The sequence below is a fragment of the Halovenus halobia genome, assembly GCF_051414135.1.
Lineage (GTDB): Archaea > Halobacteriota > Halobacteria > Halobacteriales > Haloarculaceae > Halovenus > Halovenus halobia.
Genome location: NZ_JBLKOA010000001.1, coordinates 84,986 through 110,384, shown reverse-complemented (window position 1 = coordinate 110,384; position 25,399 = coordinate 84,986). Strand labels below are relative to the sequence as shown.

Sequence of the window (25,399 nt, the reverse complement as noted above, 5' to 3'; positions counted from 1 at the left end):
TTATCAAAGTGGGATATTCCCGTGTTTCTTCTCCGGTTGTGACTTGCGCTTCGAGCGCAGCATCTCCAGGTCGCTAATCAACTGCGGCCGGGTCTTCTCGGGTTCGATTACCGCGTCGACGAAGCCACGGTCGGCCGCACTGTAGGGGTTCGCGAACTGGTCGCGGTACTCGTCGATGAGTTCCTGCCGGCGAGCGTCGGGGTCGTCGGCGGCTTCGAGTTCGTCGCTGTAGAGTACGTTAACCGCGCCTTTCGGACCCATAACGGCGACTTCAGCCGTCGGCCACGCATAGTTGACATCTGCGCCGATGTGCTTCGAGGCCATCACGTCGTATGCGCCGCCGTAGGCTTTCCGCGTGATGACGGTCATCAGCGGCACTGTCGCCTCTGAGTAGGCATACAGTAGTTTCGCGCCGTGGACGATGATCCCGTTGTGTTCCTGGTCGGTGCCGGGCATGAACCCGGGCACGTCGACAAAGGTGAGAATTGGAATGTTGAAGGCGTCACAGAACCGGACGAAGCGGGCTGCTTTCCGAGATGACTTGATATCGAGCGTGCCCGCGTTGACGCGAGGTTGGTTGGCAACGATGCCAACCGAGTGACCGTCGAGTCGGCCAAAGCCGGTCACGATGTTTCGAGCGAACGAATCCGCTACCTCGAAAAACGAGCCCTCGTCGGCGATGCTGTCGATAACGTCGACGATGTCGTACGGTTTCCGTGGCTGGTCGGGCACGATCTCCCGAAGGTCCTCGTCTTCGCGCTCCGGGTCGTCCCAGGGCTCCAGCCGCGGCGGGTCTTCGAGGTTGTTCTGTGGCAGATACGAGAGGAGGTACCGAATATCGTCGAGAGCCTCCTTCTCGTCGGCGGCGGTGAATTGCGCGACGCCGGACTCGGAGGCGTGGGTGTTTGCCCCGCCGAGTTCGTCGAAGCCAACCTGTTCGCCCGTGACCGTCTCGATGACATCCGGCCCGGTGATGAACATGTGGCTGGTGTCCTCGACCATCATGATGAAGTCCGTAATCGCCGGGGAGTAGACAGCGCCGCCGGCACACGGCCCCATAATCGCCGATATCTGTGGAATATAGCCGCTTGCCTGCTGGTTGCGGTGGAAAATCTCGGCGTAGCCGGCCAGCGAGTCGATCCCCTCCTGAATGCGCGCGCCTGCGGAGTCGTTCAGTCCAATCACCGGTGCGCCGGTCTCCATAGCCTTGTCCATCACTTTCGTGACTTTCTCGGCGAAGACTTCGCCCAGCGAGCCACCGAGGACGGTGAAATCGTGTGCGAAGACAAACACGGTACGACCGTTGACATCACCGTAGCCCGTCACCACCCCGTCGCCGGGGTAGCTCTTCTCCTGCATATCGAAGGTGTGGGTCCGGTGGGTCCGGAACTGGTCAAATTCGGTGAACGTCCCGTCGTCGAGAAAGTAATCGATGCGCTCGCGGGCGGTGAGTTTCCCCTTGTCGTGTTGGGCCTCGATGCGGTCCTCGCCGCCGCCTTTGCGCGCCGCCTCCCGTTTCTCCCGGAGTTCGTTGATGCGGTCTTCCATCGTCATGGCTGCGTAATCCCGACCATCCTTGGCGTGTGAATGTGCCAGCGCGGGCAAAAGGATTCCGCAACGACCTGCCGAACTGTCCGTTAGCGGCCTCCACAGTGAACGAATTGGGAATTTCTGGCGACGTCTGAACCGGTCCCGGTGGTCGGGCTATTTGTACTCCCGTACACTATCGGCTCCCTGTCGCTCCGAGTTTCACATTCGATACTGCCGCATAACCATTTTTAAACTGTACAGCATTGCTGAAGATAACGGCTAACGCTGCCGGCCGCGACAGGGGGCGGTCGGCAAGTAGGTGTCCACAAATGCAATTTCCATCAGTCATCGACCGCGTTCGAACGCAGTACAGTTTGAAAATCGCAACTTCGCTCGCAGGAATCTTCCTGCTGACACTGGTTATTGCGGCAATTTTCGGCGCCCACGTGACCACCGGTCCGACAGAGACCGCCCCCCAGCGCGGAATCGCCGCAATTTCGGGGTTGATGGTGCTGTTGTTGTTGAACCTCGGACTGGTTGGAATCGTGCTCGGCGGCAATGTTGCCCTGTCGTTGCGTCGACTGAGCGAGCGCGCCGAGGCGATCGGGGCTGGAGAGTTCGACACCGAAGTCGAGACCAGCCGGTCTGACGAAATTGCCGACCTCTACGACAGCATCGGAACGATGCGCGACTCACTGGAGACGATGGTCACCGACCTGGAAGAGACTCGCTCAGAGATCGAAGACGAGCGAGAGCGTGCCGAGCAAGCCAAACAGGAGGCCGAGCGCCTCCAGCAGGAAGCACAGAACCAGAACGAGCAACTGCTGGCTATCGCTGAACGATTCTCCGAGGCCATGGAGGCGGCCGCGGCTGGTGACCTCAACCAGCGACTCGATGTCGAGACCGACGACGACGCGATTCGGGCCATCGCTGAGTCGTTCAACGAGATGCTCGTGGAACTCGGTGCGGCAGTCGCTCGCGCCCAAGACGTCGCCTCGACAGTCGACGAGCAATCGCGAGAGCTTGGGAATTCGAGCCAGGAAATCAAGCGCGGAAGCAACGACGTAGCCAATTCGATCCAGCAGATTGCTGACGGGGCCGAGACACAGACTGCCGAGTTGAAAAACGCAGCCGACCAGGTGAACCAGCTGTCGGCGACAACCCAGGAAGTCGCCTCGACGACGAGCGAAATCGCCAGCCAGTCTGACGCCGTCGCGTCGCTGGCGAACGAGGGCCGCAACGCCGCCAACGAGACCGCAACGCGGATGGACGAAACGGTCGAGCAGACCGAATCAGTCGTCCAGACGGTCGAGGAGTTGGTCGAACAGGCCGACCAGATTGAGGAGGTCATCGCAACAATCGACGATATCGCCGACCAGATCAACATGCTCGCGCTGAACGCCAACATCGAAGCGGCACGCGCCAGCGCCGACGGCGACGGGTTCGCAGTCGTTGCCGACCAGGTCAAGACGCTGGCTGGTGAGGCGATGGAAGCCGTCGAGGATATCGAGGCAACGCTGCAGACCGTCAGATCGCGGGCCGAAGAGACCGCCGACGGCATCGAGGCTGTCGACGAGTCAGTGCGCGTCACGGCGACAGATATCAAGGAAGTCGAGGGCAAACTGGACTCGATTGCCAGCGACATCAACGATGTCGACACGAGTATCCAGCAGATCACGCAGACCTCGGACGAGCAGGCCAACAGCGCACAACAACTCTCTCAGATCGTCGATTCCGTCGCGGAGATTTCCGAGCAGACCAACGAAGCGGCGACGAAAGTCTCCGCGACTGCCGAGGAGATGACCGCCTCGACGGAAACGGTCTCACAGACTGCACAGGGACTCGACGAGGAGGCTCGCGAACTCCGGTCGATTATGGCTTCGTTCGACGTGGACTCCGAGCCTGTCGAACACGCCGAGGTGAGCGACTGATGGCCGACGGGATGGTCGTCTCCGCGGCAGTAATCTATTTCGGGACTGCAGCGCTGCTAGCCGGCGGGGCAGCAATCTTTGGGCTGCTCGCGCTTCGAGAGTCTGGCACGACGCGGCGGATGGTTGCGCTTGGTGCCGTGCCGGCGGCGGCGATGGCTGTTGCCTACGTCTTCATGGGAATGGAGTGGTTGACGGTCACGACTGGCGGCCGTGAGCAGTCCGTCGTCCGCCACATCGGATACTCAGTCGTACTCGTTGCGTCGAGTCTAATCGTCAGAGAAGTTCTCTCGCTCTCACGGCGACGATTTCTCGTGATGACCGGGATTCTCCTGCTGACGCCGTGGTTCGCGCTGGCGTCGTGGCTCCCAGACAACAGTGCGCTCGAATCGGTGTTGACGCTTGCAACAGTCGGAGCCTATCTCAGCGGCGCGTACTTCCTCATCGGACCAATCACGCGGGAAGCGAAGACGGTCGGCGGGAAGCGGCGGTTGCTCTACGTGAAACTCCGGAATCTCTTCGTGCTGTGCTGGGGCGCGTTGATTCTCCAGTCTGCAATCTCCGAGCAGTCACTCGACCTGACGAATCTGTTCGTCGGTCAACTTGGCGCGAGTTACACTGACCTCGTCTTTACGCTCGGAATCGCCGGGCTGGTCGTGTCGGGAAAACAGATATACGAAGTAACGACAGCGTCCGTCGAGCGCACGTCGACAGGCGCGCCGACGACTGCACCGCCCGCAGGCGGCGACGAATAATTACTCGCTCAATCCGGCGGCGCGCGCGGCTTCTTCTGGGTCAGCCCCGTCGTGGATGACTGAGGCAATCGCTTCCGTAATCCCTTCGGGCTGGTCGTGCTGGAAAATCGACCGGCCCATCGAGACGCCAGCAGCGCCACCGTCGACCGCGCCGCGGACCATCGACAGCGTTTCGAGGTCAGTGCCCTTCGAGCCGCCAGCAATCACGACCGGCAGCCGCGTCGAGTCGACGACTCGCTGGAAGGTTTCGGGGTTGCCGGAGTAGCCAGTCTTGATGATATCCGCGCCGAGTTCTTCGCCGAGTCGGGTCGCGTGGGCAAGGTCTTCGGCGTATCCTTCTGGGTTGCTCTGGTCACGCACGTCGTGGCCGCGTGCGTAGGTCATCGCCAGCACAGGCAGCCCGTACTCTTCGGCTTCGCTGGTCAGTTCGGCAAGTTGGGTGATCTGGTCCGGTTCGTACTGGCTGCCGACGTTGAGATGCAAGGAGACGGCGTCGGCACCAGCCCGAATTGCGTCTTTGACGGTGCCCGTCTTGCGCTTGTCGCGCTCGTCAGGGCCAATCGTCGTCGAACCGTTGAGATGGACGATATAGCCGGCGTCGTTTTTGTGCTCGTGGACCCGTGGCGCAATGCCTTTCTGGGTGAGCACGGCGTCCGCGCCGCCGCGCGTGACGGCGTCAATTGTTGATTCGATGTCGGCCAGTCCTGTGACTGCGCCGAGTGTGATTCCGTGGTCCATCGGGACGATCAGGTGGTTCCCACCTGTCCCGATGCGGTCGAGTCGTGCGGACTTCCCTGCGGTCATCGTGTCACCTTCTGGCATAAGTGATTATGTTAGTTCCGGTATCGGCTACTGTTCGACGGCCGCGCCGGCCAGCGCACCCTCCTTCAGTTCGTGGGCTTTCTCTTCCAGCCGGTCGGCCACTGTGGCCGTCGAATCGCCGTTCTCGTGGCCCTCAGCGACGATATCGACAAGTGCTGAGCCGACGATAATTCCGTCTGCGCCGGCACGGACAATGCGTTCTGCGTGCTCGCCAGTCTTGATTCCGAATCCGACCGCTTTCGGCACATCCCAGTCTGCAATCCGGGCCAGCGACCGCTCGGTGTGGTCAGAGACGTCGTCGCGCGCGCCGGTCGTTCCGAGTCGAGCCTGCACGTAGACGTATCCCGAAACCTGCGCTTTCATCGTCTCCAGTCGCTCGCCTTCCGTCGTCGGCGCAACGATAAACACCAGATCAAGGCCGAACTCGTCACAGGCGTCCCGGAGTGGTTCTGCCTCCTCGGCGGGCAAGTCCGGAACGACGAAGCCCTCGATGCCGGCGTCAGCGGCGGCCTCGACGAACGACCGCGGGCCGTCGCTATCGCCGTACTGGTAGATGAGGTTGTAGTAGGTCATGCAAACAAGCGGCACGTCCACGTCAACCTCGCTGACGAACTCCAGATAGCGCTGTGGCGTCATTCCACCGTCGAGCGCGCGGACAATCGCCTCCTGAATCGTCGTTCCCTCGGCGATTGGCTCCGAGAAGGGCAGGCCGAGTTCGATTGCGTCCGCGCCGCCGCGGGCAAGTGCTTCGACGTATTCCATGGAGGCCTCGTAGCTCGGGTCGCCCGCAGCGATGTAGGGCACAAATGCTGGTTCGTCGGCGAAGGCAGCGTCGAGGCTCACAGCATTCCACCACCGATCTCGCGGAAGATGCTCATATCCGGCGCGTTGTCGAGGTCGCGGTTGCCCGTCTGCTCGATGACGGTTTCGAGGTCCTTGTCGCCACGTCCGGAGACGTTGACGACAACTGTTTCACCAAGTTCGTCGTGGTATTCTTCGAGATAACCGAAGGCGTGGGCAGTCTCCAGCGCTGGAATGATTCCCTCGTCCTGTGAGAGTCGGTGGAACGCCTCGAGTGCCGTGTCGTCGTCGACATTCACGGGCGTAACCCGGTTTTCGTCGACAAGATATGCGAGTTCCGGCCCGACACCGGCGTAATCCAGCCCCGCAGAGACAGAGTGTGATTCCATAATCTGGCCGTCACTGTCCTGCAGGAGTTTCGTGCGAGCGCCGTGGAGCACTCCCTCCTCACCGGTCGACAGCGAGGCGGAGTTCGGCGCGACGCCTTTCTCCTCATCGACAGAGAGCGAGGAGCCCCCGGCCTCGACGGCGTAGAGGTCCACCGAATCGTCGTTGACGAAGTGATGGAACATCCCCATCGTGTTCGATCCACCGCCGGCACACGCGAGCACGCTATCCGGCAGGTCGCCGGTCTGGTCCTGAATCTGCTCGCGAGCCTCCTCGGAGATGATGGCCTGGAAATCCCGGACCATGGAGGGGAACGGGTGTGGTCCGACGACTGACCCAATCACGTAGTGGGTGTTCTCGACAGTGCGCGACCAGTCTCGCATCGTCTCGCTGATTGCTTCCTTCAGGGTACCCCGGCCGGTCGTGACAGGATTAACTTCAGCGCCGTTGGTCCGCATCCGGAAAACGTTGGGTCGCTGGCGGGCGATGTCGGTCTTGCCCATATAGATCTCACAGGGCATGTCGAGGTGGGCTGCTGCCATCGCCGTCGCGGTGCCGTGCTGTCCGGCACCGGTTTCGGCGATGATGCGCTCTTTGCCCATGTACTTCGCGAGCAGCACCTGTCCGAGAGCGTTGTTCAGTTTGTGCGCACCGCCGTGGAGCAGGTCTTCTCGCTTGAGATAGACTTCAGTATCGTACCGTTCCGAGAGCTGGTCGGCCCGCTGCAGTGGGAGCGGTCGGCCGCCAAAATCCCGCATCCGCTCGCGGAACTCGTCCATGAACCCATCCTCGTTGTTGCGGACGTACCGCTCGTAGGCGTCTGTCAGTTCTTCGATTGCCGGCATCAACGCCTCCGGCACGTACTGTCCGCCGTAGTCGCCAAATTTACTATCCGTACTCATTGGTTACACATCCGTCTCTGTGGTCGTTAGCCTTCGGGTGTTCTCCGAGACATCGCCGTCCATAATCGCCGAGCCAATCAACAGCGCGTCCGCCCCAGCCGCTCGCATCCGCGAGACATCCTCGCTCGTCGAGAGACCGCTCTCAGCAATCAGCGTCACGCTTTCGGGCACCTCGGACGCCACCGACTCGAACGTCGACAGGTCGACTTGGAGCTGGGCCAAATCACGGTTGTTGACGCCGATAATCTCCGCGCCAGCGTCGAGTGCTGCCTCGACTTCTGGGGCGGTGTGGGTTTCGACGAGCACCTGAAACCCGCGCTCGCGGGCCGCAGTCACCAGTCCGTCGAGGTCATCGACAAAGCGAGCAATCAGGAGGATAAGGTCGGCTTCGACGGTGTCGAGTTGCTCCTCGCGGAGGATGAAATCTTTCCGTAGCACGGGGACATCGACCGCCGCCCGCACTGCCTCCAGCGTCTCGACCGACCCGCCGAAGTGCTCGGGTTCGGTCAGCACTGACAGCGCCGTCGCGCCAGCGCCGACCATCTCCTCGGCCAGTTCGACCGGGTCGTCGGTACGCTGGCCGTCGGTCGTCGGCGAGGTTGGTTTGATTTCCGAGATAACCGGCACTCTGCCGTCCGCTTCAGCCGCTGCGATGGCTGCCGGCAACGACCGCGAGTCGACACTGACCCGTTCGTCGCCACCGCCGCGCTCTCGTGCGGTCGCCAGAATCGACTCGACCGCCGGCGCGAGCCCATCTGTATCGTTCATTACTGAACACTAATGAACAGAGATGTACATAAGACTTGCGTACCCGAGCCGACATGCGGGGCTAGTGAACGGACAGCAGCGGACGACCGCAGAGAATGAAGTCAGTCGAACAGACCGGCAGCACGCTGTTTGGCGGCAGTCTGCAGGAGGTGGTTACTCTTCAGCCGGCTCGTCCGTCGAGTCGTCGAGTTCTGGCGTCGATGCGTCGCCAGAGGCTGTCGTGTCGTAGTCTGGCCCTTCCTTCGAGCCGAACAATCGCTCCCGGAGCGTCCGTTTGTGCCGTTTCTCCGCGAGCAGGACCGAACACTCCACCTCTTCGAGCACGTCGAGGACGAGCGAACCACGGACGAGTCGAGAGACCAGTCCCTTCTCGGTGGCACCGATGATTAACAGGGTAGCCTCCTCGGACGCGTTGGCAATCCCGCGCTGGACGTCGCCAGTATCGACTTTCAGTTCGGCGTCAGAGAGGTTGTGGTCGACGGCCCACGAGCGCAGGAACTCCCGACCTTTCTGCTCGTCGTCGGCAACGTGGAACAGTGTCACCTCGGCGTCGTTCTGGTCGGCAAGCGCACGAGCGACTGCCGCTGCGAGGTCGGAGTCTGGGCCACCCGCCGTCGGCAGCAGGATTCTGGAGGTATCCAGGTCCCGGTCGCGCAGGATGAGGAAATCACAGGGTAGCGAGTGGGCGAGTTCGTCGACAATCCCCGTCGACGTCCCGGCAGCGTGAGATTTTGGCCCCCAGCCCATCAGCGTCATGTCCGCGCCGTAGCGCCGTGCCGCACCGAATATTTCCTCGAATGGGTCGTGCGAGAGAACGACGTGAGTCTCGACATCAGCGCCGTACTCCTCGACATCTTCTTCGGCCTGGTCGAGTAAGTGGTGTGCAGCTTCGTACTCTCGCTGGTCGCGGGCAGCCTCCAGTGACGTCTGGTCAGGCACCCCGACGATGTTGACCGCGACGACGGTTCCGTCGCGCTCCTTGGCCAGCGCCGCGCCGAGTTTGACCAGGTCCTTCTCGTGGGCAGGATTCGCCAATGGAACCATCACCCGGAAATCGTTGGCCTCGGGTTGGACGGACGTTGCCGCGGACACGGCGGCGTCAGGGAGGTCTTCCGAGCGTGAGATAACCCACTCGCCGAGGACACCCGTCGCTTCGACACGCTGGCGGGCGTAGAAGAAGTACCACAGGATTGCGAAGACGACGAGCGCGCCACAGAGAACGATCACGATGGGTTTGATGAAATAAATCAGCGCGAACGAGGCGACAGCACCCACAATTGGGACAATTGGATACAGCGGGGTCGTATAATCCGGATTGTATCCCTCCGGCTCGGCCTCACGCATCACGATCAGCGCGATGTTGAGCAGACCGTAGACGACTAGGTGCAGCACTGAGCCAGCCGTCGCAAGCAACTCGAGATTCCCGAAGGTCAGGAAGACGAGAATCAGCAGGCCAGTCAGCCCAATCGCGCGGTACGGCGTTCCGAACCTCGGGTGGATGGTGTTCAGTTTGGGTGTGATAATCTTCTCTCGACCCATCGCGAAGTTGATCCGCGACGAAGAGAGAATCGACGCATTTGCCGAGGAGGCCGTCGCGAGCAGCCCACCGAATAACAACAGTCCGGTCCCGATGAAGCCAAGTGTCGTCCCGAGAATTGCGTACTGCGAGAACAGTAGTTCGGCGGCGTCAACGACCGCGGTGCTGTTGTTGCTGACGAGTTCGTTCGGGACAGCCGCCAGCAAGACCACGAGAAACAGCGCGTAGATCGTCGTCACGATGACGACACTCCCGATGACAGCGAGCGGGAGATTCCGGCCGGGATTTTTTATTTCTTCGGCAACCGAAGTGATCTGAACAAACCCGAGATACGAGACGAAGACGACTGCCGTCACTGGCAGAATTTGTCCGACTGCACCCGGCGGCGCGAGCGGACGGAGTGCGTTCAGGTCGGCGTTAAGCAGTCCAACAATCGTGAAGAGAGTGAGTATCGCGACGAGAATCGAGACGATGATAATCTGGAGGCCGCCAGTTTCCTTGGCGCCGAGGTAATTGACCGTGATGAAAAAGAGCGCGCCAATCAGCCCAATCACCTGTGCGGCTTCCAGCGAAACCGGCCCCGCACCGACCGGACCGAGGCCGATGAGCGCGTTGACGTACTCGCCGAGGCCGTACATGTAGAAGGCAGAAGCGAAGGCCAGTCCCAGCCAGTTCGCCCAGCCAGTTATTGTCCCGAACAGCGGGCCAAGCGCCCGGTTGACGTAGAAGTACGCACCGCCGGATTTCGGCATCGCAGTCCCAAGTTCCGATGCCGACAGGGCAGTGAAGATTGCGATGACACCGCCGAGGACGAACGTTCCGGCAGCGAGTGGACCGGCGCGAGCGACTGCCGTACCGGGGAGGACGAAGATACCGGCACCAATCATCGTGCCGATACCGATGGTCAGCGCCGCGAGCAAGCCGAGGTCTTTCGCGAGTTCCTCGTCGTCGCTCACGACGACTCACCTGGGGAAGAATACCAGTTCATACCCATTCACTCGCCTGAGAAGATAATCAACGTTGTGTCTTGTCTCAACTACGTGACCGAAGTCTCGCTCAGAGGACGGTCTGTGCGAGCCCCAGAAAGATGAAGAAGCCAAGCACATCTGTCATTGTTGTTATAAATATTGTCGCAGACGTGGCTGGGTCTTTCCCGATGCGGTCCAGCATAAGCGGGATTATCGTTCCGAAGAAACCAGCGATAATCAGGTTCAACACCATCGAAACGCCGAGCACGAGCCCCAGCAGTGGGCTCTGGTTGAACACCGAGGCGATGAACGCGACGAGCACACCTGTAATGAATCCGTTTCTGTCAGCTCGTCGGGGTTGAGTCGACGGGCGAACGAACGCAACTGGTCGGCGTCCATCGCAGCAACCAGCGACTGCTGCAGCGAGTCGGGAAACCGAAAGAACACGTCTCGCTGGCGAGTCCCAGACAGCGTCCCGAACTCCGCTGCCGGGTCCGGTGCTGTTGCGGCCGCCTGCTGGATGTCGTCCAACTCCATCGATATCTCTGCTCTCGTCCACCGCCCTGAAGTAAGTTGTGCGGTTCAGGGCTGCTCAACCGGCGCAAAGTACGACGCCGCAGTGGAGTCAGCTCGAAGTTCCTCGATTGTCTCGGCACCACAGCAGCCACACGTTGCCGGCGGGGCGGGCAACGCAAACACGGTCTCACAGCGCTGGCACGCGTAGTATCGAAGCCCGAGCATATTACCACGAGGGCCCGGAAAGACAAAACAAGTTGGAGTGGCGGGCTGTGCGATTCACTGAAGCCACACTTCATGAACACACCGCTATGCGCCGTTGTGGGCGTCGAAAGGCGGTCCTTTATGCCGATCCCGTCGTAATGACTGGCAATGTCAGATTTGTCCGGACGGTCGGTTGCCGTCGTCGGCGGCGGGTTCGGCGGCCTCTCGGCAGCCTGTTACCTCGCCGACGCCGGCGCAGACGTACGCCTGCTCGAAAAGAACGACCAGCTCGGCGGGCGAGCGAGTCGGCTCGAACGCGATGGCTTCAAGTTCGACATGGGACCGTCGTGGTATCTCATGCCCGACGTCTTCGAGCGGTTTTTCGCCCACTTCGACCACGAGCCCTCCGATTACTACGACCTCGAACGTCTCGACCCACACTACCGCATTTTCTTCAAGGACGGCGACCAGATCGACGTGCGTGGTGACCGCGCGGAGATGCGCGAACTGTTCGAGTCCTACGAAGCAGGCGCTGGCGAGCAGTTCGAGAACTACCTCGACACGAGCCAGACTCACTACGAGACGGCGATGGAGAAGTTCGTCTACGAGGACCGCTCCCGCCTCCGAGATTGGGTCGACCCCGAAGTGATGAAAGCAGCGCCAATCGGTCTCCAACTCACGGGGACCATGCAGGATTACGTCGACGACTACTTCGACAATCCCAAGCTGAAACAGATTATGCAGTACTCGCTGGTCTTCCTCGGTGGTGCGCCGAAGAACACGCCAGCGCTGTACAACATCATGAGCCACGTCGACTTCAACCTCGGCGTCTACTACCCCGACGGCGGCCTCGGCGCAGTTGTCGACGGCGTCGTCGAACTTGGCGACGAACTCGGCGTCACCTACGAGACTGGCAAAGAGGTGACCACAATTACGAAAAGTCGAGAGAATTTCATCGTCGAAATCGACGAGGGCGAGCAGACGTACAAACCAGAGAGCGTCGTTGTCAACGCTGATTACGCCCACGCCGAGCAAGAACTACTCCCCGAACACGAACAGCAGTACGACGAAGACTACTGGGAGAAACGCACCTACGCACCCTCGGCGTACCTCCTGTACATGGGTGTCGAAGGAGATGTGGACCCGCTCGAACACCACACGCTCGTCCTGCCGGAAGACTGGGATGGCCACTTCGAGCAAATCTTCGACGACCCAGCATGGCCCGACGAGCCAGCATACTACATCTGTGTCCCCTCGAAAACCGACGACAGCGTCGCACCGGAGGGCCACAGCAACCTCTTCGTGCTCGTCCCCATCGCGCCGGGGCTGGCTGACGGCGACGGCCTCCGCGACCAGTATCGCGAGAAGATTCTCGACGATATTGCCGACAACACCGGCGTCGACTTGCACGACCGAATCGTGGTCGAGGAGGAGTTCTCGGTGTCGGATTTCGTCGACCGGTACAACGCGACCGAAGGGACTGCGCTGGGACTGGCACACACGCTCCGGCAAACCGCACTCCTGCGGCCCAACAACCGCTCGTCGGCCGTCGATGGCCTCTACTTCACCGGGTCGTTCACGACGCCGGGCATCGGCGTTCCGATGTGTCTCATCAGCGGCCAGCACACCGCCGAAGCACTCATTGAAGACGACGCGACAGTGCTGCAGTGACAGACCAAGAACACTAACACGAAGACGCGCTTATAACAATCCGTGACAGATGTCAGTGACCGTCTGAGCGGGCTTGCGCCCTCCGAACAGACGTTCGTGGGCTATCTGTTCTGGCTCTCTCGCCCCCGCTTTTGGCTCTATCTCGCCGGACCAGTCGTCGTCGGCGTCGCCTACGGAGCCTCCTCGACGGCGGAATATTTCACACCACTGTCCGTTGCGCTGTTCGCGTACTTTCTCGTCCCTGCGAATATCTTTCTGTACGGAATCAACGACATCTTCGACGCCGATATTGACGAGGATAATCCCAAAAAGTCCGACGACGGCAAGGAGGTACAGTACCGCGGCGGCCGTGCCGTGACGGTGCTGGTGGTTCTGTCAGCGCTGGCGGCGTTTGCGTTCGTGCCGGTGCTGCCGGCCGTGGGCGTCGCCGCCCTCGGTGGCTTTCTGGTCCTCGGTGCAACGTACAGCGCGCCGCCGCTTCGATTCAAGACCACTCCCCTGTTGGATTCCATCTCGAATGGTCTGTACATCATGCCCGGACTGGTCGCGTACGCGGCGCTTGCAGGAGAATTGCCGCCAGCACTGGTCGTCGCGGGCGGGTGGCTCTGGACGATGGGGATGCACACCTTCTCGGCGATTCCAGATATCGAGCCCGACCAGTCGGCCGGTATTCAGACGACTGCAACGGTACTCGGTCACGACCGAACGCTCGCGTACTGTGCTGGCTGCTGGCTCGCGGCGGCAGTCTCGATGGGACTGGTCCACCCCGGATTCGCGGCTGTCTTTGCCATCTATCCGATGTTCATCGCCGGGATTGTCCTCGCGTCAGTCGATATCGACCGGGCGTACTGGTGGTTCCCGGTACTCAACACGATTGCCGGGGCGGCGCTGACGATGGCGGCAATCTGGAGGCTGACCTATGCCTGACCCCTCGGAGTCTGGAACCCGCGAGCACCTGCGCCGGCTGCTGTCGGACCGCCGGGCCGTCGAGCACAGCCTCGACAGCCTCGTCTCCGAGAATCGGTTTACGATTGCCGTGGTCTTCCCCGTCGTCGGGGCAGTGTTGTTGCTCGCCAGCGCCGAGGGGTTGCTCCCAGACCCGCTGGCGTTCAACCCGTGGCTCGTCCTCTGTGGGGTCGCAGTGATGCGACTGCCGCTGGTTGGTGGGCTGGCACCGCTCATCAACCGCCAGGCCGGGCTGGCGCTGGGCGCGCTGGTCGCCTACACCTACGCCATCGAGTACGTCGGCGCAACAACCGGCCTTCCCTACGGCGAGTTCGAGTACGTCGTCTCGCTGGGGCCGATGCTGCTCGGAACGATTCCGTGGGCGCTGCCGCTGTTTTTCATTCCACTGGTGCTCAATGCCTACCTGCTCTGTCTGCTCGTCCTTGGCGAGCGGGCACGCTCACGGGTGGTCCGCGTGCCGGTTGTTGCCGCGATGGTCGTCGCCATCGACCTCGTGCTCGACCCGGGGGCTGTCGCGCTTGGCTTCTGGCGCTACGAAGCAGGAATATTCTACGGCGTGCCGGCAATCAACTACGCGGGGTGGGTGCTCAGTGCAATCGTCGCAACCGTGCTTATCGATGTGGCGTTCCCACGGACAGCGCTGCTCGAACGGATTGGGCGCTGTGAGTACATGCTCGACGACATGGTGAGTTTCGTCCTGCTGTGGGGAACAGTTAACGGCATCTACGGCGCGTGGATTCCCGTCGCCATCGCGGCGGGATTCGCCGTGGCACTCTACCGGTTCGACCGATTCGACTTCCCGGCCGCCGACCGACCCTTCTGAGCGAGTCAGTGGCCGAAGGACAGCCGTGCCGTTCAGCGCCGCTGGACAGCCAGCTGAGAGTGCTGCGATCACCTATCCACGAATATTAGGCTCCTTCAAGAGTAATAAGCATATACATAACTATTATGTGGTTGTGACTCTGTCACAATCTATGGCACCGACAGGGCCATCTCACGAGGGGCAGCGAACAGGGGGACAAACAGACGAGCGGTCGTTGGACCGGCGGTCGTTTTTGCGGCAGGGAACCGTTGCGGCGGTGGGGGCCGCCGCAGTTGTCGGGACGACGGGAACGGCGGCAGCCGGGGGGTTGGTCGACGGCGAGGGAACGAAAGCCGAGGCACCAAATGACTTCCCGCGCGTGTCGACGCGAGACCACTTCGACAGTGACGGCAACCTGATCAACGGCGAGAGTGTGTGGAGCTACGATGTCGAGGGGTCGTGGCCAGGCTCGTGGGGTGAAGACACGCTGACGCTGTTGATTCACGGGTTCAAGAGTTCTGACGAGGACGACAGCGATATCGACTCCGGCTACGAGTGTCAACTCGGCCTCGAAAAGAACGGCTACACCGGCGACACCGCGGTGTTCACCTGGGACTCTGACGAGGGCGACAGTCTCGACCTGGGCTGGTCGGACGCAAAGGATATCGCCGAGCGAAACGGCCGAAAGCTGGCGAATTTCACGCAGTGGTATACGAGCGCCTACGACGTGAACGTCCGGTGGGTCGCACACTCACTCGGCGCACGGGTCGTGCTGTTTGCGCTCAAGTCGCTGACCGAGGATTACGGCCGGGCAAACGCGGTCAAGTCGGTGTCACTGCTTGGTGGCGCAGTTGCTGACGACTCCGTCTCGCTCGACGCGGGCTGGTTCGATACCGAATACGGCCAGTATATCGAGTATGCAGCCGAGCAGTGTGATAACTTCTATAAGGACGACGACAGCGTTCTGGAGTATATCTTCGAGACCCGGGAGTGGGAAGACGCCGCCGGCGAGAAAGGGTGTGCCGGCCCCGAACCTGCGAATTACACCGACTACGACGTGGCGAATATCGTTCCGACGCACTACGACTACTACGTCAGAGAGTACGGCTGTATCCCACAGGTTGTCGAGAAGTGGTAGTTATTTGACCGACGGGACAGCGTGTTCGGCGTCGCCTGACGTCGTCTCGTCGACGGGGACAGCGCTCACACGACGGAAGACAGTCACCGGGTCCGTGTATCGTCGCCAGTTCCACCACGTCTTGGCGACGAGGTAGAGTTTACGCGGAGTCGTCAGTTCCGGACGCGCGGAGAGCACGTCGTAATCCTGCTTGCGGATATACCGATGGTGTTCGGCGTACAGCACCGCCGATAGCACAACTGCGAACTGGCAGTCTTTCGGGAGGAATTCGATCCCCTCGACACCCTCGCGGTACAGTTGCTCGGCACGGCGCAGTTCTGACTGGATTGCCCGCCGGAACTCGGGAGTTGGCTCTTCACGTTTGATCTGATCGACAGTAACGCCGTACTGCTCCAGCGTCTCCATCGGGAGGTAGACCCGGTCAAGTTCGCGGATGTCCTCACGCACGTCCCGGATGAAGTTCGTCAACTGGAATGCCTCGCCAAGTGCCATCGCGTGTGGGCGGGCTTTCTCCGACTGGTCAACGTCCATAATCGTCGTCATCATGTTACCGACTGCGGAGGCCGACCCGCGCATGTACGCCGCCAGGTCCTCGTACGTTTCGTAGCGGTCGGTGTCGATATCGGAGCACATCGCGTTGATGAACTCGTTAACTTCTTCGTCGGCGATGCCCTCCTGCTCGCGGATGTCGGAAAAGGCCTCAATCACCGGTTCGTCGTGGGATGTCTCACCGAGGGCGGCCGCTCGGATGGCCTCCAGTTGCTCGCGCTGGTTGGCCGGAGACTGACCCGAACTGTCGTCGACTACCTCGTCCGCAACGCGGAAAAAGCCGTACAGCACGTATGTCTGCTCCCGGATGCGCTCGGGGAGCAGCCGTGTCGCATAGTAGAAGGTCTGACCTGTCTCGCGATGGATGGCCTTTCCTCTATCGCGCTGAGCGTTGTTCACACTGTTTTGGTTGGGCCTCGCAAAGTTAAACTTGGTTGTTGTATTGGAGTAAATTTTTCCGGTATGCGTACCGAGTATTCGGCGCCCTCGGGAGTGTACGGCGGGAATACGACGGCAGCGAAAAGGTGTCAAATCAGTCAGTTGCGTAGCCGAGCGCGGTGTCGATTCGGCCAAGTTCCGGCCCTGTTGTCTCGGACCCGACGATATACCCGCTGTCGTTTGCGAGCAGTCCCGACCCAACCAGCGGCCCGCCGTAATTGATGGTCCCGATGTCGGCCGGGACGCCGAGATGCTCCTCGATCCGGTCGAGTTCGTCGTCGGTAGATTTCGGATGACAGAGCACGCCGCGGTTGGTCGCAACGGCGGCCGTCCCAACCGTGTTCACCCCGGCAATATCGCCGCGTTCGACCGGGACGTCGAGTCCATCTTTGATCCGCTGAATTGCCTCGCGCGGCAGGTCAGGGTGGACGTACGCGCCGGTGTCGTTGGCCAGAACGACGTTGCCGGCGGCGTTGATCCGGCCCGGGAGTTCGGTAATCGGAAGGTCGACCGCTTCAGTAATTCGGTCGCGTTCGCGGTCGGTGACGCGACTGCTGACGAGCAACCCGTTCGAGTTGCCGGCAACCAGTGAGCCGACCGTACCGGACCGGCCGACCGTCGTCTCGACAGCCGGGACCGACAGCTCTTCGGCACAGTCTGCGACCAGTTCGTCGTCGAGGTCGGGCCGGACGAGCAGACAGGAATCGGTTGCTCGTGCGAAGACGCCGATATACGGCGACCCGGAGAATGCCGCGCGGAGCACCGTTACTCTGCGATTTCCGCTTCGACTGCCACGTCGCCTTCCTCCTCGAAGCGCGCGGCGCGGATGCGGACCGAACTCGGCGGCGACGTTCGACCGTGTGACCAGATTTCTTCGTTAATCGAGGGGTCGAGGCGGACGACATCCTCGTCGACGGAGAAGTGCTGGGCGAGATGTTCGCGGACCAGCGACAGCGCCTTGTCGGCGGCGTTCGTGCTGGAACCGCGGTTCGCGTCACGAAGCGGGACAGTGACGACCCGCTCCTCGAAATCACTCGCGCTCATTCGTCGGTATCACTCCGCCGCCAGTTTCGTCGCTGTGGGTTACGCATGACGTCACGGTCGGTCTTGACCATGACCCACGCCGGTACCCGGCTGTTCTGGTTTTCCAGCTTCGCCAGTCGCTTCTTTTTCGCCTTCGATTTCTTACTCATAGTAGCCGTTTCTACCCCGCGGTTGCATAAATGTGTGTCCCTTTCGCCGGAGTGTCAAACCCCGCCCGACAAACATACTGCCCCACCGCACTCAGTTCGAGTGCTCAGGTCGGTCGAGTGACTGCCGGCACTCCACAAAGTCCGCGGCGAGTGACTCGATATCCGAGGTCGCAAGTTCGCCACGGTCGGTGACATAGCAGTCAATCAACTCCGCCGGCGTCCGCTCGAAGGTTGGATTGACAACGTCGATAGCCGCCGGCCCATCGTACAATTCCTCGGGTGGTCGTGGCTCGGTTTCGTCGGTGGCTGTGGGTGCAATTTTGTCGGCTGCGGTCGCAACGGCGACCGGAATATCGAGGTCTGTGGCGACGGCCGCAGCTGGCCGCGTCCCGACCTTATTCCGAACTGCACCGTCCGGCAGGAGTGCGTCGGCACCGACAACGAGCACATCGGCGCCCCACGCCGCCAGTTGGCCCGGGAACGCTGCGTCGCTTGTCACTGTGGTCGGAATCTCAGAGGCGAATTCTTCAGCCACGGCAACGCCCTCCCTGCCCGGACAAGACTCCGAAACCAGCACCGCGTCGGGGTCGCATTCGACTACGCCTCGAACGACTGTTCCGGACCGGGAGAGTGTGGCAACGCGAGCCTCGCCGACCCACGACTGCAGAGCCGAGGCTGCCTGCGTATCCGCAGACAGAGCGCGGTCGATGCCCTCAATTACTTCCTGTTCGACGGCCGCGGGGTCAGTTCCAGCCGCGTCGATAACCTGCGCTATCCGATTTGCAAGCACAACCATCGGCGGGCGGGCGTCGACCAGTTCGCGGGCAACTGCGAAAATATCGTCGGACCGCCGCAGGTCGCTGTCCGTTGCTAACAGCGCCGCCTCGTCGCGCAGGACTTCGAGCGCACGAACTGAGAGATACGCCGACCCGTGCTCGTGGTCGTTCGTAACCGTCTCCACAGTTGGCCGAACGCGGTCGTAGGACACGTCGAGGTCCAAGACTGTGTCTCGCCGGAAGACTGCTGTCGGGCTGGTCCACTCGGACTTCGTATGTTCTCTGTCGAGTTCGACGGCCCGCGTCGGGCACTCGAACAGGTAGGGATGGACAGTCCAGCGCACGCCGAGGTCCGAATCTTCGACCCGAAAGGACTCGCCACGACGGACGAGCGTGCACGTGGTGGGGTCGATACCAGTCTCATCGCGAATCTCGGCACGAACGGCGCCGTCGGGGCCGTCGTGGTCCTCGACGTGTCCGGCCACTCCGGCCCAGTGACCCTGATACGAGCCAACGTCGTCACTCCGTTTGAGTAAGAGTACGTCGCCCTCCGTGCGCAGAAAGGCCGTAACGACCGCGCGTTCGTCCATTATTTCTCGCGTTCGACCACGAACTCGGCGAACTCCCGCAGGAACTCTTTGGCCTCGCTGTCCGCGACACCGGCGGCGTCGAGTGCTTCGAGCGCCTCGGTCGACTTCGCTCGGGCGCGCTCCGTTGCCTCCTCGGGCGTCAGGTCAGTCACCTCGACCAGCGACGGCCGCTCCATCGCGGCGTCGGTTCCCGTCGGTTTGCCGAGTTGCTCGGCGTCGGCGGTGGCGTCAAGCACATCGTCGCGCATCTGGAAGGCAACGCCAACCCGCTCGGCGTACTGCCCGAACGCTTCGACGGTAAAAGCGTCGGCGTCGGCGGCGATAGCCCCCAACTCTGCGGCAGCCCGGAACAGCGCACCAGTTTTGCGACGGGCTAGCTCCATATACTCCGCTTCGTTGACCGGTTCGCCAACCAGTTCCATCGCCTCACCCTCACCGAGTTCGACCATCGACTCGGCGACGGCCTGCATCGCGCGTTCGTTCGTCGAGAACAGTGCAAAGGCTTCGCCGATCAGTCCGTCAGAGGCAGTGATAGCGGGGCCGTGACCGAATTCAGTCCAGGCGGCTGGGGTCCCGCGGCGGAGTTCAGATTCGTCGATGATGTCGTCAATCACCAGCGAGGCGTTGTGAACGAGTTCGATGCCGACAGCATAGTCGAGTGCTTCCGAGGTGTCGCCGTCAAGCGCGTCGCAGACGAGTACAGTGACCGTCGGCCGGACACGTTTGCCCCCGGAGAGTGAGACGTGTTCCATCTCCGCGGTCAGTGTGTCTGGCTCGGTCTCCGCGAGTACCGCTTCGAGCCGTTGCTCGATGCGGTCCCGCCGTCGATTCAGATACTCCATTACCGACTGGTAGTGCCTTGAGTCGCAAGTACGTAACGGACCTGCCCGAGTGCAGGTATTGTATCCGCCGCCGCTTTTATATCCGCCTCACTCCTATGCGAAAGAGAACCACATGTACGGCAATACCCAGTTTGGTGACGAGCCGCCGGATATTGAACTTACTTCGGAACAGCGCAAACATCTCCGACAGGACCTATCGACTGTTGCAGAGCGGACACGAGACCTGCTGCCGGGCGAATTTGTCGTCGGTTCTGAACTCGTCGACGGCTCGAACGGCCCGCAAGCAACCGTCGCCGTTCAGCCGCCAATCGGCGGCATCGTCAGTGCGAACTGCAGCCTCACTGATGAACTGACAATTGACGAAACCCAGCAGGAAGACCTCGCTGTCGGCCTCGCCGCCAGTGCTGCCCTTCAGGTCAAGCAGGCCAGCCAGGGCGACCAGTCGCCAGTCGCACGGTAACGCTTATTTCCCCGACTTTCTGTGGGCAGGCGTCGGGACCGGTGGTCGATAGAACAGTGTGTACACAACAACGCTAGCCGCGGGCACGCTCGCCGCGAACAGCGCGTGTGACAGGTCCACGGCTGGAAGGAGACCGACTGTCAGCCCCACCAGTAACACGAGCCCAATGCAAGCCAGCGACAGATCGTGTCGTGTAACCGTGATTCCGTGGACCTGTGCCATCACGTGAGTGTGCGAACGCCACCTAATTAAATATTATTACCGAGAACGAAGCCAGTGTCGGCAGTGATACTGGCGGGACCAGATATACATTAGTCGGGTCGAAAAGGATGATAGATGATCGAGGCGCGGGACCTTCGCAAGGAGTACGGCGGATTCGTCGCCGTCGACGGAAGTACGTTCAGCGTCGACGGGGGAGAAGTGTTCGGCGTCATCGGACCAAACGGCGCTGGCAAGACAACGACGCTGAAGATGCTCGCTGGCCTGCTCGACCCGACCGCTGGCAGCGCAGAGGTGGCGGGCTACGATGTCAGCGAGACGGAGATGCGCCACCATCTCGGCTTTCTCCCAGAAGAATCGCCACTGTACGAGGAGATGACGCCAATTTCGTATCTCTCCTTCTTTGCGGATCTGTACGATGTCGACAGCGACGTGGCCGAGCAGCGGATTCACGACACACTCGACGACCTGAACCTCGAACACCGCCATCGCCAGCTCGGCGATATGTCGAAAGGGATGAAACGAAAAGTCGCGATTGCTCGCTCGCTGATCAACGACCCCGAAGTCCTCATTTACGACGAACCGGCGAGCGGACTCGACCCGTTGACGACCAACTACATCATCGAGTTCACGGAGCGGTTGGCCGAGGAAGGCAAGACGATAATCTTCAGCGCGCACAATCTCTTTCACGTCGAGTCGATCTGTGACCGGGTCGTCATCATGAACGAAGGGAAGATCGTTGCCCGGGGCGGCCTCGACCAGCTCCGCCAGGAGTACGGCGAGACCACCTACCACGTCTACACGACGGTCGAACTCGACGAGAGCGTCCGCGAGAACGGTCGGTATCGGGCGGTCGTCGAGAGTATGGAAGCCGTCGACTCGCTGCGGTCGGCAGCAACAGAGGCCGGGGGTGAAGTGATCGACATCCGCACAGAGGAGTCGAGTCTCGAAGAGGTCTTCCTGAACGTCGCCGAGGCCGGAACAACGGGTGACCGCTACGTCGAGGAGGGCGGACAGTGAACCCGCGGAAACTGCTCCGCATCGCCCGCTGGGAAGTCGCAAAGAACGCTGGCGGACTGGACCGCCGTACTGTCGCGATTACGGTGGTGATGATCGTCCTCTTTGCCGCCGTCTCGCCGCTGATTGCGGCCGGTGGCGTTGGGCTGGAGGATGGCATCTACCGGGTCGGCGTCGACGAGGACAGCCAGTACTACGGCGTCGCCCAGACCGACCCGACCTTCGAGATTGTCGCGGGTGCCGACGAGCGTGACCTCCAGACCGGCGAGGTCGAGTTACTCATCGACGACCGGACGATTCGCGTCGCGGATAGTCGAAAAGGCTCGGCTGCCTACTCGGAGTTCCGCGAGAGTGTCCAGCGGTACAACAACCAGCAACTGGCCGGCGAAGCGAACCAGACTGCCGCGTTCCCGGTCGAAGTGACTGTCGAGTTCCGCGAACAGTCCGACCCCAGCGGAACGGATGACCAGACCGACGACGGGACAACGACCGACGGTGGCGATGGCGGTAGCGATGGCTCAGGAGGGGCCGATGACGGCAGTACCGACGGCGGGACCAGTGATGGGTCGGATGGCAGCGGTGACGGCGGAGCGGGTGATGGGGGGACCGACGATGGCAGTACAGATGGCGGGGCCACTGATGGTTCAGGCGATGGTGGCACCGCTGGCGGAAGTGTCGGGTCGGCAGCGCCAACACTCGGACAAGACCAGCTTAGCGGCTCACCCGCGGACATCAGCCCGCCGTTCCCCTTCCAGTCGCTGGTGCTCGCCTTCGTGTTCGTCATCCCGCTGAATTTCCTGATTCAGGCCTACGGCTCGACGATGCTCTCCGAGCGACTCAACCGCCGCGGCGAACTCATTCTCGTCTCACCTGTCTCGCGGCTGGACATCATCGGCGGCAAGACGCTCCCGTACTTCCTCGGCGCGATGGCTGTCGAGGGTGTGATTGCAGTCTCGCTGTTTTACATCGCTCAGGGTGGCCTCGGCGGTGCTATCTCACTGTTCGCGGTGATGCCGATTGTCCTGCTCTTTCTCTCGGCGACGTTCCTCGGCGCGATGTTCGCACGGTCGTTCAAGGAACTGACCTTCATCACGGTAACCATCACTGTCGTCCTGACCAGCTACGCGTTCGTCCCCGCAATCTTCACCGAGTCGGGGGCAGTCGCGCTCATCTCGCCGCTGACACTGGTCGTCAGGGAGTTACAGGGCGAGGCATTGACGCTGTCTGCTGTTGTCTTCTCGACGCTGCCTCCACTGCTGACCGCCGGGCTGTTCTTCGGCCTCGGCTCCGGGCTCTACCGCGAGGAAGACCTCTTCGACCAGCGTTCGCTGCCGGGCAAAGTACTCGACGCGCTGGCGGTGCCAATTTCCCGCCCCCGCCACGTCGGTATCATGACTGTCGTGCTCATTCCGTTCGTGTTCGTCAGCCAGTTGCTCGCGATTGCCCTGCTGTTCGCCGTCCAGCAGGTGTCCGTCCAGCTCGCGACAGTGCTCATTCTGGTTGTCGTCGCCGTCGTCGAGGAGTTCGCGAAGAGCCTCCACATCTACGCCGCACACACCCACAACCGCTTCGAGCGAACGATGCGAGTAGCAGTCGTGCTCGGCATCGCCAGCGGCGTCGGCTTCTTCGTCGGCGAGAAGATTGCGCTGCTCGCACAACTCGTCGGGCTGCAGGAGGTTGCCACCGCAGAAGCCGGGCTGTCCGGCGGCATCGCACAGGGGCCGATTCTCATCGTCTTCTTGCTCGCGCCGCTGCTGTTGCACGTCGTGACAGCGACAATCTCCGCAGTGGGAGCGAAAGGAACCCGGCGCTCCTATCTCGCGGCGGTGGTGGTGGCAATCGGCGTCCACCTCGCGTACAACCTCACGGTGGTGAGTGCCGTTGCGTAACCCAATTACTGCGCTCGCCTCGAGCGCCCGAGCGACCATCGCCGGCAGAGAAATCTCTGCACTGAGTCGTGAGAAGACCATCGTGCTCGCGCTTGCGATTCAGTTGTTCATCGCTGCGTTCTCCTCGTTTCTCGTTGTTGGGTTGACTTCGCTGTACGACCCCTCCGCCGAGGGGGGCGAAATTGCGGTTGGTGTCTCCGGCGAAGAGCGAGACAAACTGATTCGCGTCGCCGAGGAGACACAGGGTGTGAGTCCAACACCGTACAGCAGCCAGGCCAGTGCGCTCGCAGCCTTCGAGAGTGGTGAACTCAACGCGGTGTTACACACGAGGCGGGTGCAAACAGACCAGGGGGTGAGAATCGCCGTCGACGCCGAGGTGCCAGCCGACAGTCTGGAGACGACGCTGGTCATCGTCCGGCTGCAGGAGTTACTGCTGGAGTTAGAGCGCCAGGAGCGGGCCGTCCGCAGCGATAGTCTGGAGTTCTCGCCGGTGGAGTTGCCCGAGGAACAGCAAGACAGCGACGACTTCACGCAGTACTTCACCTTTACCTACACCATCCTGCTGCCGCTGTTGCTGTTCCTGCCGCCGTTCATCAGCGGCTCGGTCGTGGTTGACTCGGTGACCGAAGAGTTAGAGCGGGGGACGCTCGAATTACTACGGGTTGCGCCGGTGTCGCTAACCGAGATTGTCGACGGGAAAGCGATTGGGATGATACTGATAGCACCGCTGCAAGCGTTGCTGTGGCTGGGGCTGTTGTGGGCGAACGGCATTACTGTCGCCAACGTGGGGCTGTTGCTGTTGCTCGTGACGGCGATAGCAACGCTAACGACCGCCGTTGGGCTTTTCCTCGGCCTGCTCACCGGGACCAGACAGAAGGCACAGTTGCTGTACTCGACGCTCATGCTGGTGCTGTTCGGCGCGGCGGCAGTGCTGCCGGAACACCCTGCCTCGACAGCGGCGCTGCTGGCAGTCGATAGCGCGTCGCTGGGTACGTTGGTCCACGTGGGCGCGATAACAATCGTGGCAGGCGCCACGTTTGCGCTGGTTCGGTCCTACGTCAACAGACTCGACCCAGAGTCACTCTGACTCACTCGACGGTCAGTGTAACAGTGACAGCACCGCGGTCGGCGAGTGCAGAGACGAGTTCGCGGTCGAGGTCCGCGGCGGCCCCGCTCGCGTCCACAGCGATTGTCCGGTCGTCATCTGTGTACTCACTGGTCCGGATGACAGCGCTGCGCTCGCCCTCGAAGGTCAGGTCACTGTCACCGCGGGCGGTCAACTGGTCGCTGTGCTCGCCCACCTCGATGTCGATGGTGATGGTGGCGTTGTCGTCCTGACAGGCGACAGCGAAATCGTCGTCGAACTCGGCCGGGACACAGTCGGCTTCGATGCCAACGATACAGTCCCCGGCAGGCGTGAGAAACTCATCACTGGTCAGTTCGAGCGTACTCGCGTGCTCGGCGCTGACGTGTTCGTGCCCAACGGCTCGAATCTGTTCCCGTGGCGGAGTCATCGTCAGTGCGTCCGAGAACGGGAAGTAATTACCTTGCGATGCCGCAGGCTCAGATGAGCGTCGCGCTGTAGGCCAGCATCGAGAGCACCATCAGGCCGACGAAAAACAGCGCAATGATCTGTTCACTGTTCATACCGGAGCATATAGGAGAGGATACATTAGGCTTTTCGCTCGGGCCGGGCGGCAGAATTATGCCCGTGAGCGTCGCAGACAACGT

General features: G+C 61.5%; 25 protein-coding genes and 1 pseudogene. 10 read left to right on the top strand and 16 right to left on the bottom strand.

The window, feature by feature from the left end:
• Nucleotides 1-3: 3 nt before the first annotated feature.
• Nucleotides 4-1,548: an acyl-CoA carboxylase subunit beta gene (locus ACMGFM_RS00595; RefSeq protein WP_436901724.1), complete on the bottom strand. Its 1,545-nt coding sequence runs from the start codon at nucleotides 1,546-1,548 to the stop codon at nucleotides 4-6.
• A 311-nt stretch (nucleotides 1,549-1,859) separates the two neighbouring features.
• On the opposite strand from ACMGFM_RS00595, the gene ACMGFM_RS00590 reads away from it, so the two are divergent.
• Entirely contained in the window at nucleotides 1,860-3,461 is a 1,602-nt protein-coding gene (locus tag ACMGFM_RS00590; protein WP_436900322.1) for a methyl-accepting chemotaxis protein, read from the top strand.
• A complete protein-coding gene (locus ACMGFM_RS00585) occupies nucleotides 3,461-4,213 on the top strand; it encodes a bacteriorhodopsin (RefSeq protein ID WP_436900321.1) in 753 nt (250 codons plus the stop codon). The genes ACMGFM_RS00590 and ACMGFM_RS00585 overlap by 1 nt, the downstream gene beginning before the upstream one ends.
• Here the strand turns inward: ACMGFM_RS00585 and ACMGFM_RS00580 are convergent, their stop codons facing one another.
• The 7 genes and pseudogenes from ACMGFM_RS00580 to ACMGFM_RS00550 all read right to left on the bottom strand — a co-directional run bounded on the left by ACMGFM_RS00580 (nucleotide 4,214) and on the right by ACMGFM_RS00550 (nucleotide 11,139).
• Complete coding sequence (locus tag ACMGFM_RS00580; RefSeq protein WP_436901723.1) at nucleotides 4,214-5,017, bottom strand: 2-amino-3,7-dideoxy-D-threo-hept-6-ulosonate synthase; 804 nt, start codon at nucleotides 5,015-5,017, stop codon at nucleotides 4,214-4,216.
• A 45-nt stretch (nucleotides 5,018-5,062) separates the two neighbouring features.
• Nucleotides 5,063-5,878 (bottom strand): tryptophan synthase subunit alpha, encoded by an 816-nt coding sequence (gene trpA, locus ACMGFM_RS00575; RefSeq protein WP_436900319.1) that lies wholly within the window; start codon nucleotides 5,876-5,878, stop codon nucleotides 5,063-5,065.
• Nucleotides 5,875-7,125 (bottom strand): tryptophan synthase subunit beta, encoded by a 1,251-nt coding sequence (trpB, locus tag ACMGFM_RS00570; RefSeq protein ID WP_436900318.1) that lies wholly within the window; start codon nucleotides 7,123-7,125, stop codon nucleotides 5,875-5,877. Before trpB ends, trpA begins: the two co-directional genes overlap by 4 nt.
• A gap of 3 nt (nucleotides 7,126-7,128) precedes the next feature.
• Nucleotides 7,129-7,893, bottom strand: coding sequence for an indole-3-glycerol phosphate synthase (gene trpC / locus ACMGFM_RS00565; protein ID WP_436900317.1), 765 nt, complete (start codon nucleotides 7,891-7,893; stop codon nucleotides 7,129-7,131).
• A gap of 153 nt (nucleotides 7,894-8,046) precedes the next feature.
• On the bottom strand, nucleotides 8,047-10,386 hold the full coding sequence (locus tag ACMGFM_RS00560; RefSeq protein ID WP_436900316.1) for an amino acid permease: 2,340 nt from the start codon (nucleotides 10,384-10,386) through the stop codon (nucleotides 8,047-8,049).
• 100 nt (nucleotides 10,387-10,486) lie between these two features.
• Nucleotides 10,487-10,738, bottom strand: a pseudogene (locus tag ACMGFM_RS00555) (magnesium transporter); the annotation flags it as partial.
• 242 nt (nucleotides 10,739-10,980) lie between these two features.
• Nucleotides 10,981-11,139: a hypothetical protein gene (locus tag ACMGFM_RS00550; RefSeq protein ID WP_436900315.1), complete on the bottom strand. Its 159-nt coding sequence runs from the start codon at nucleotides 11,137-11,139 to the stop codon at nucleotides 10,981-10,983.
• Nucleotides 11,140-11,286: 147 nt separating this feature from the next.
• Here ACMGFM_RS00550 and crtID point away from each other — a divergent pair, with 147 nt between their 5' ends.
• The 4 genes from crtID to ACMGFM_RS00530 all read left to right on the top strand — a co-directional run bounded on the left by crtID (nucleotide 11,287) and on the right by ACMGFM_RS00530 (nucleotide 15,695).
• Nucleotides 11,287-12,789, top strand: coding sequence for a bifunctional phytoene desaturase/3,4-desaturase (gene crtID, locus ACMGFM_RS00545; RefSeq protein ID WP_436900314.1), 1,503 nt, complete (start codon nucleotides 11,287-11,289; stop codon nucleotides 12,787-12,789).
• A 42-nt stretch (nucleotides 12,790-12,831) separates the two neighbouring features.
• Complete coding sequence (locus tag ACMGFM_RS00540; RefSeq protein WP_436900313.1) at nucleotides 12,832-13,716, top strand: prenyltransferase; 885 nt, start codon at nucleotides 12,832-12,834, stop codon at nucleotides 13,714-13,716.
• Entirely contained in the window at nucleotides 13,709-14,578 is an 870-nt protein-coding gene (gene cruF / locus ACMGFM_RS00535) for a bisanhydrobacterioruberin hydratase (protein WP_436900312.1), read from the top strand. The genes ACMGFM_RS00540 and cruF overlap by 8 nt, the downstream gene beginning before the upstream one ends.
• 151 nt (nucleotides 14,579-14,729) lie before the next feature.
• Nucleotides 14,730-15,695 (top strand): DUF726 domain-containing protein, encoded by a 966-nt coding sequence (locus tag ACMGFM_RS00530; RefSeq protein ID WP_436900311.1) that lies wholly within the window; start codon nucleotides 14,730-14,732, stop codon nucleotides 15,693-15,695.
• Here the strand turns inward: ACMGFM_RS00530 and ACMGFM_RS00525 are convergent, their stop codons facing one another.
• From ACMGFM_RS00525 to ACMGFM_RS00500, 6 genes are all read right to left on the bottom strand, one after another.
• Nucleotides 15,696-16,643 carry a phytoene/squalene synthase family protein gene (locus tag ACMGFM_RS00525; RefSeq protein WP_436900310.1) on the bottom strand — a complete coding sequence of 316 codons (948 nt, stop codon included), beginning with the start codon at nucleotides 16,641-16,643 and terminating at the stop codon, nucleotides 15,696-15,698.
• A 133-nt stretch (nucleotides 16,644-16,776) separates the two neighbouring features.
• A complete protein-coding gene (locus tag ACMGFM_RS00520) occupies nucleotides 16,777-17,445 on the bottom strand; it encodes a translation initiation factor IF-6 (protein WP_436900309.1) in 669 nt (222 codons plus the stop codon).
• A 2-nt stretch (nucleotides 17,446-17,447) separates the two neighbouring features.
• On the bottom strand, nucleotides 17,448-17,726 hold the full coding sequence (locus tag ACMGFM_RS00515; RefSeq protein WP_436900308.1) for a 50S ribosomal protein L31e: 279 nt from the start codon (nucleotides 17,724-17,726) through the stop codon (nucleotides 17,448-17,450).
• On the bottom strand, nucleotides 17,723-17,875 hold the full coding sequence (locus tag ACMGFM_RS00510) for a 50S ribosomal protein L39e (RefSeq protein WP_299274546.1): 153 nt from the start codon (nucleotides 17,873-17,875) through the stop codon (nucleotides 17,723-17,725). The genes ACMGFM_RS00515 and ACMGFM_RS00510 overlap by 4 nt, the downstream gene beginning before the upstream one ends.
• Nucleotides 17,876-17,966: 91 nt before the next feature.
• On the bottom strand, nucleotides 17,967-19,241 hold the full coding sequence (locus ACMGFM_RS00505) for an eIF2B alpha/beta/delta subunit family protein (protein ID WP_436900306.1): 1,275 nt from the start codon (nucleotides 19,239-19,241) through the stop codon (nucleotides 17,967-17,969).
• Nucleotides 19,241-20,083 carry a polyprenyl synthetase family protein gene (locus ACMGFM_RS00500; protein ID WP_436900305.1) on the bottom strand — a complete coding sequence of 281 codons (843 nt, stop codon included), beginning with the start codon at nucleotides 20,081-20,083 and terminating at the stop codon, nucleotides 19,241-19,243. The genes ACMGFM_RS00505 and ACMGFM_RS00500 overlap by 1 nt, the downstream gene beginning before the upstream one ends.
• A 112-nt stretch (nucleotides 20,084-20,195) precedes the next feature.
• On the opposite strand from ACMGFM_RS00500, the gene ACMGFM_RS00495 reads away from it, so the two are divergent.
• Complete coding sequence (locus tag ACMGFM_RS00495) at nucleotides 20,196-20,543, top strand: DUF5811 family protein (RefSeq protein WP_436900304.1); 348 nt, start codon at nucleotides 20,196-20,198, stop codon at nucleotides 20,541-20,543.
• 3 nt (nucleotides 20,544-20,546) lie between these two features.
• Here the strand turns inward: ACMGFM_RS00495 and ACMGFM_RS16635 are convergent, their stop codons facing one another.
• Nucleotides 20,547-20,765 carry a DUF8015 family protein gene (locus ACMGFM_RS16635; protein ID WP_495849250.1) on the bottom strand — a complete coding sequence of 73 codons (219 nt, stop codon included), beginning with the start codon at nucleotides 20,763-20,765 and terminating at the stop codon, nucleotides 20,547-20,549.
• A gap of 114 nt (nucleotides 20,766-20,879) precedes the next feature.
• Between ACMGFM_RS16635 and ACMGFM_RS00490 the strand changes: the two genes are divergently transcribed.
• From ACMGFM_RS00490 to ACMGFM_RS00480, 3 genes are read left to right on the top strand one after another with little or no spacing between them, the layout of a single operon-like run.
• On the top strand, nucleotides 20,880-21,782 hold the full coding sequence (locus tag ACMGFM_RS00490) for an ABC transporter ATP-binding protein (protein WP_436900303.1): 903 nt from the start codon (nucleotides 20,880-20,882) through the stop codon (nucleotides 21,780-21,782).
• Nucleotides 21,779-23,668, top strand: a complete 1,890-nt coding sequence (locus ACMGFM_RS00485; protein ID WP_436900302.1) for an ABC transporter permease family protein — start codon at nucleotides 21,779-21,781, stop codon at nucleotides 23,666-23,668. Before ACMGFM_RS00490 ends, ACMGFM_RS00485 begins: the two co-directional genes overlap by 4 nt.
• Complete coding sequence (locus ACMGFM_RS00480; RefSeq protein WP_436900301.1) at nucleotides 23,661-24,755, top strand: ABC transporter permease; 1,095 nt, start codon at nucleotides 23,661-23,663, stop codon at nucleotides 24,753-24,755. The genes ACMGFM_RS00485 and ACMGFM_RS00480 overlap by 8 nt, the downstream gene beginning before the upstream one ends.
• A gap of 1 nt (nucleotide 24,756) precedes the next feature.
• Here ACMGFM_RS00480 and ACMGFM_RS00475 read toward each other — a convergent pair whose 3' ends face one another.
• A complete protein-coding gene (locus tag ACMGFM_RS00475) occupies nucleotides 24,757-25,182 on the bottom strand; it encodes a DUF371 domain-containing protein (protein ID WP_436900300.1) in 426 nt (141 codons plus the stop codon).
• Nucleotides 25,183-25,399: the final 217 nt, after the last annotated feature.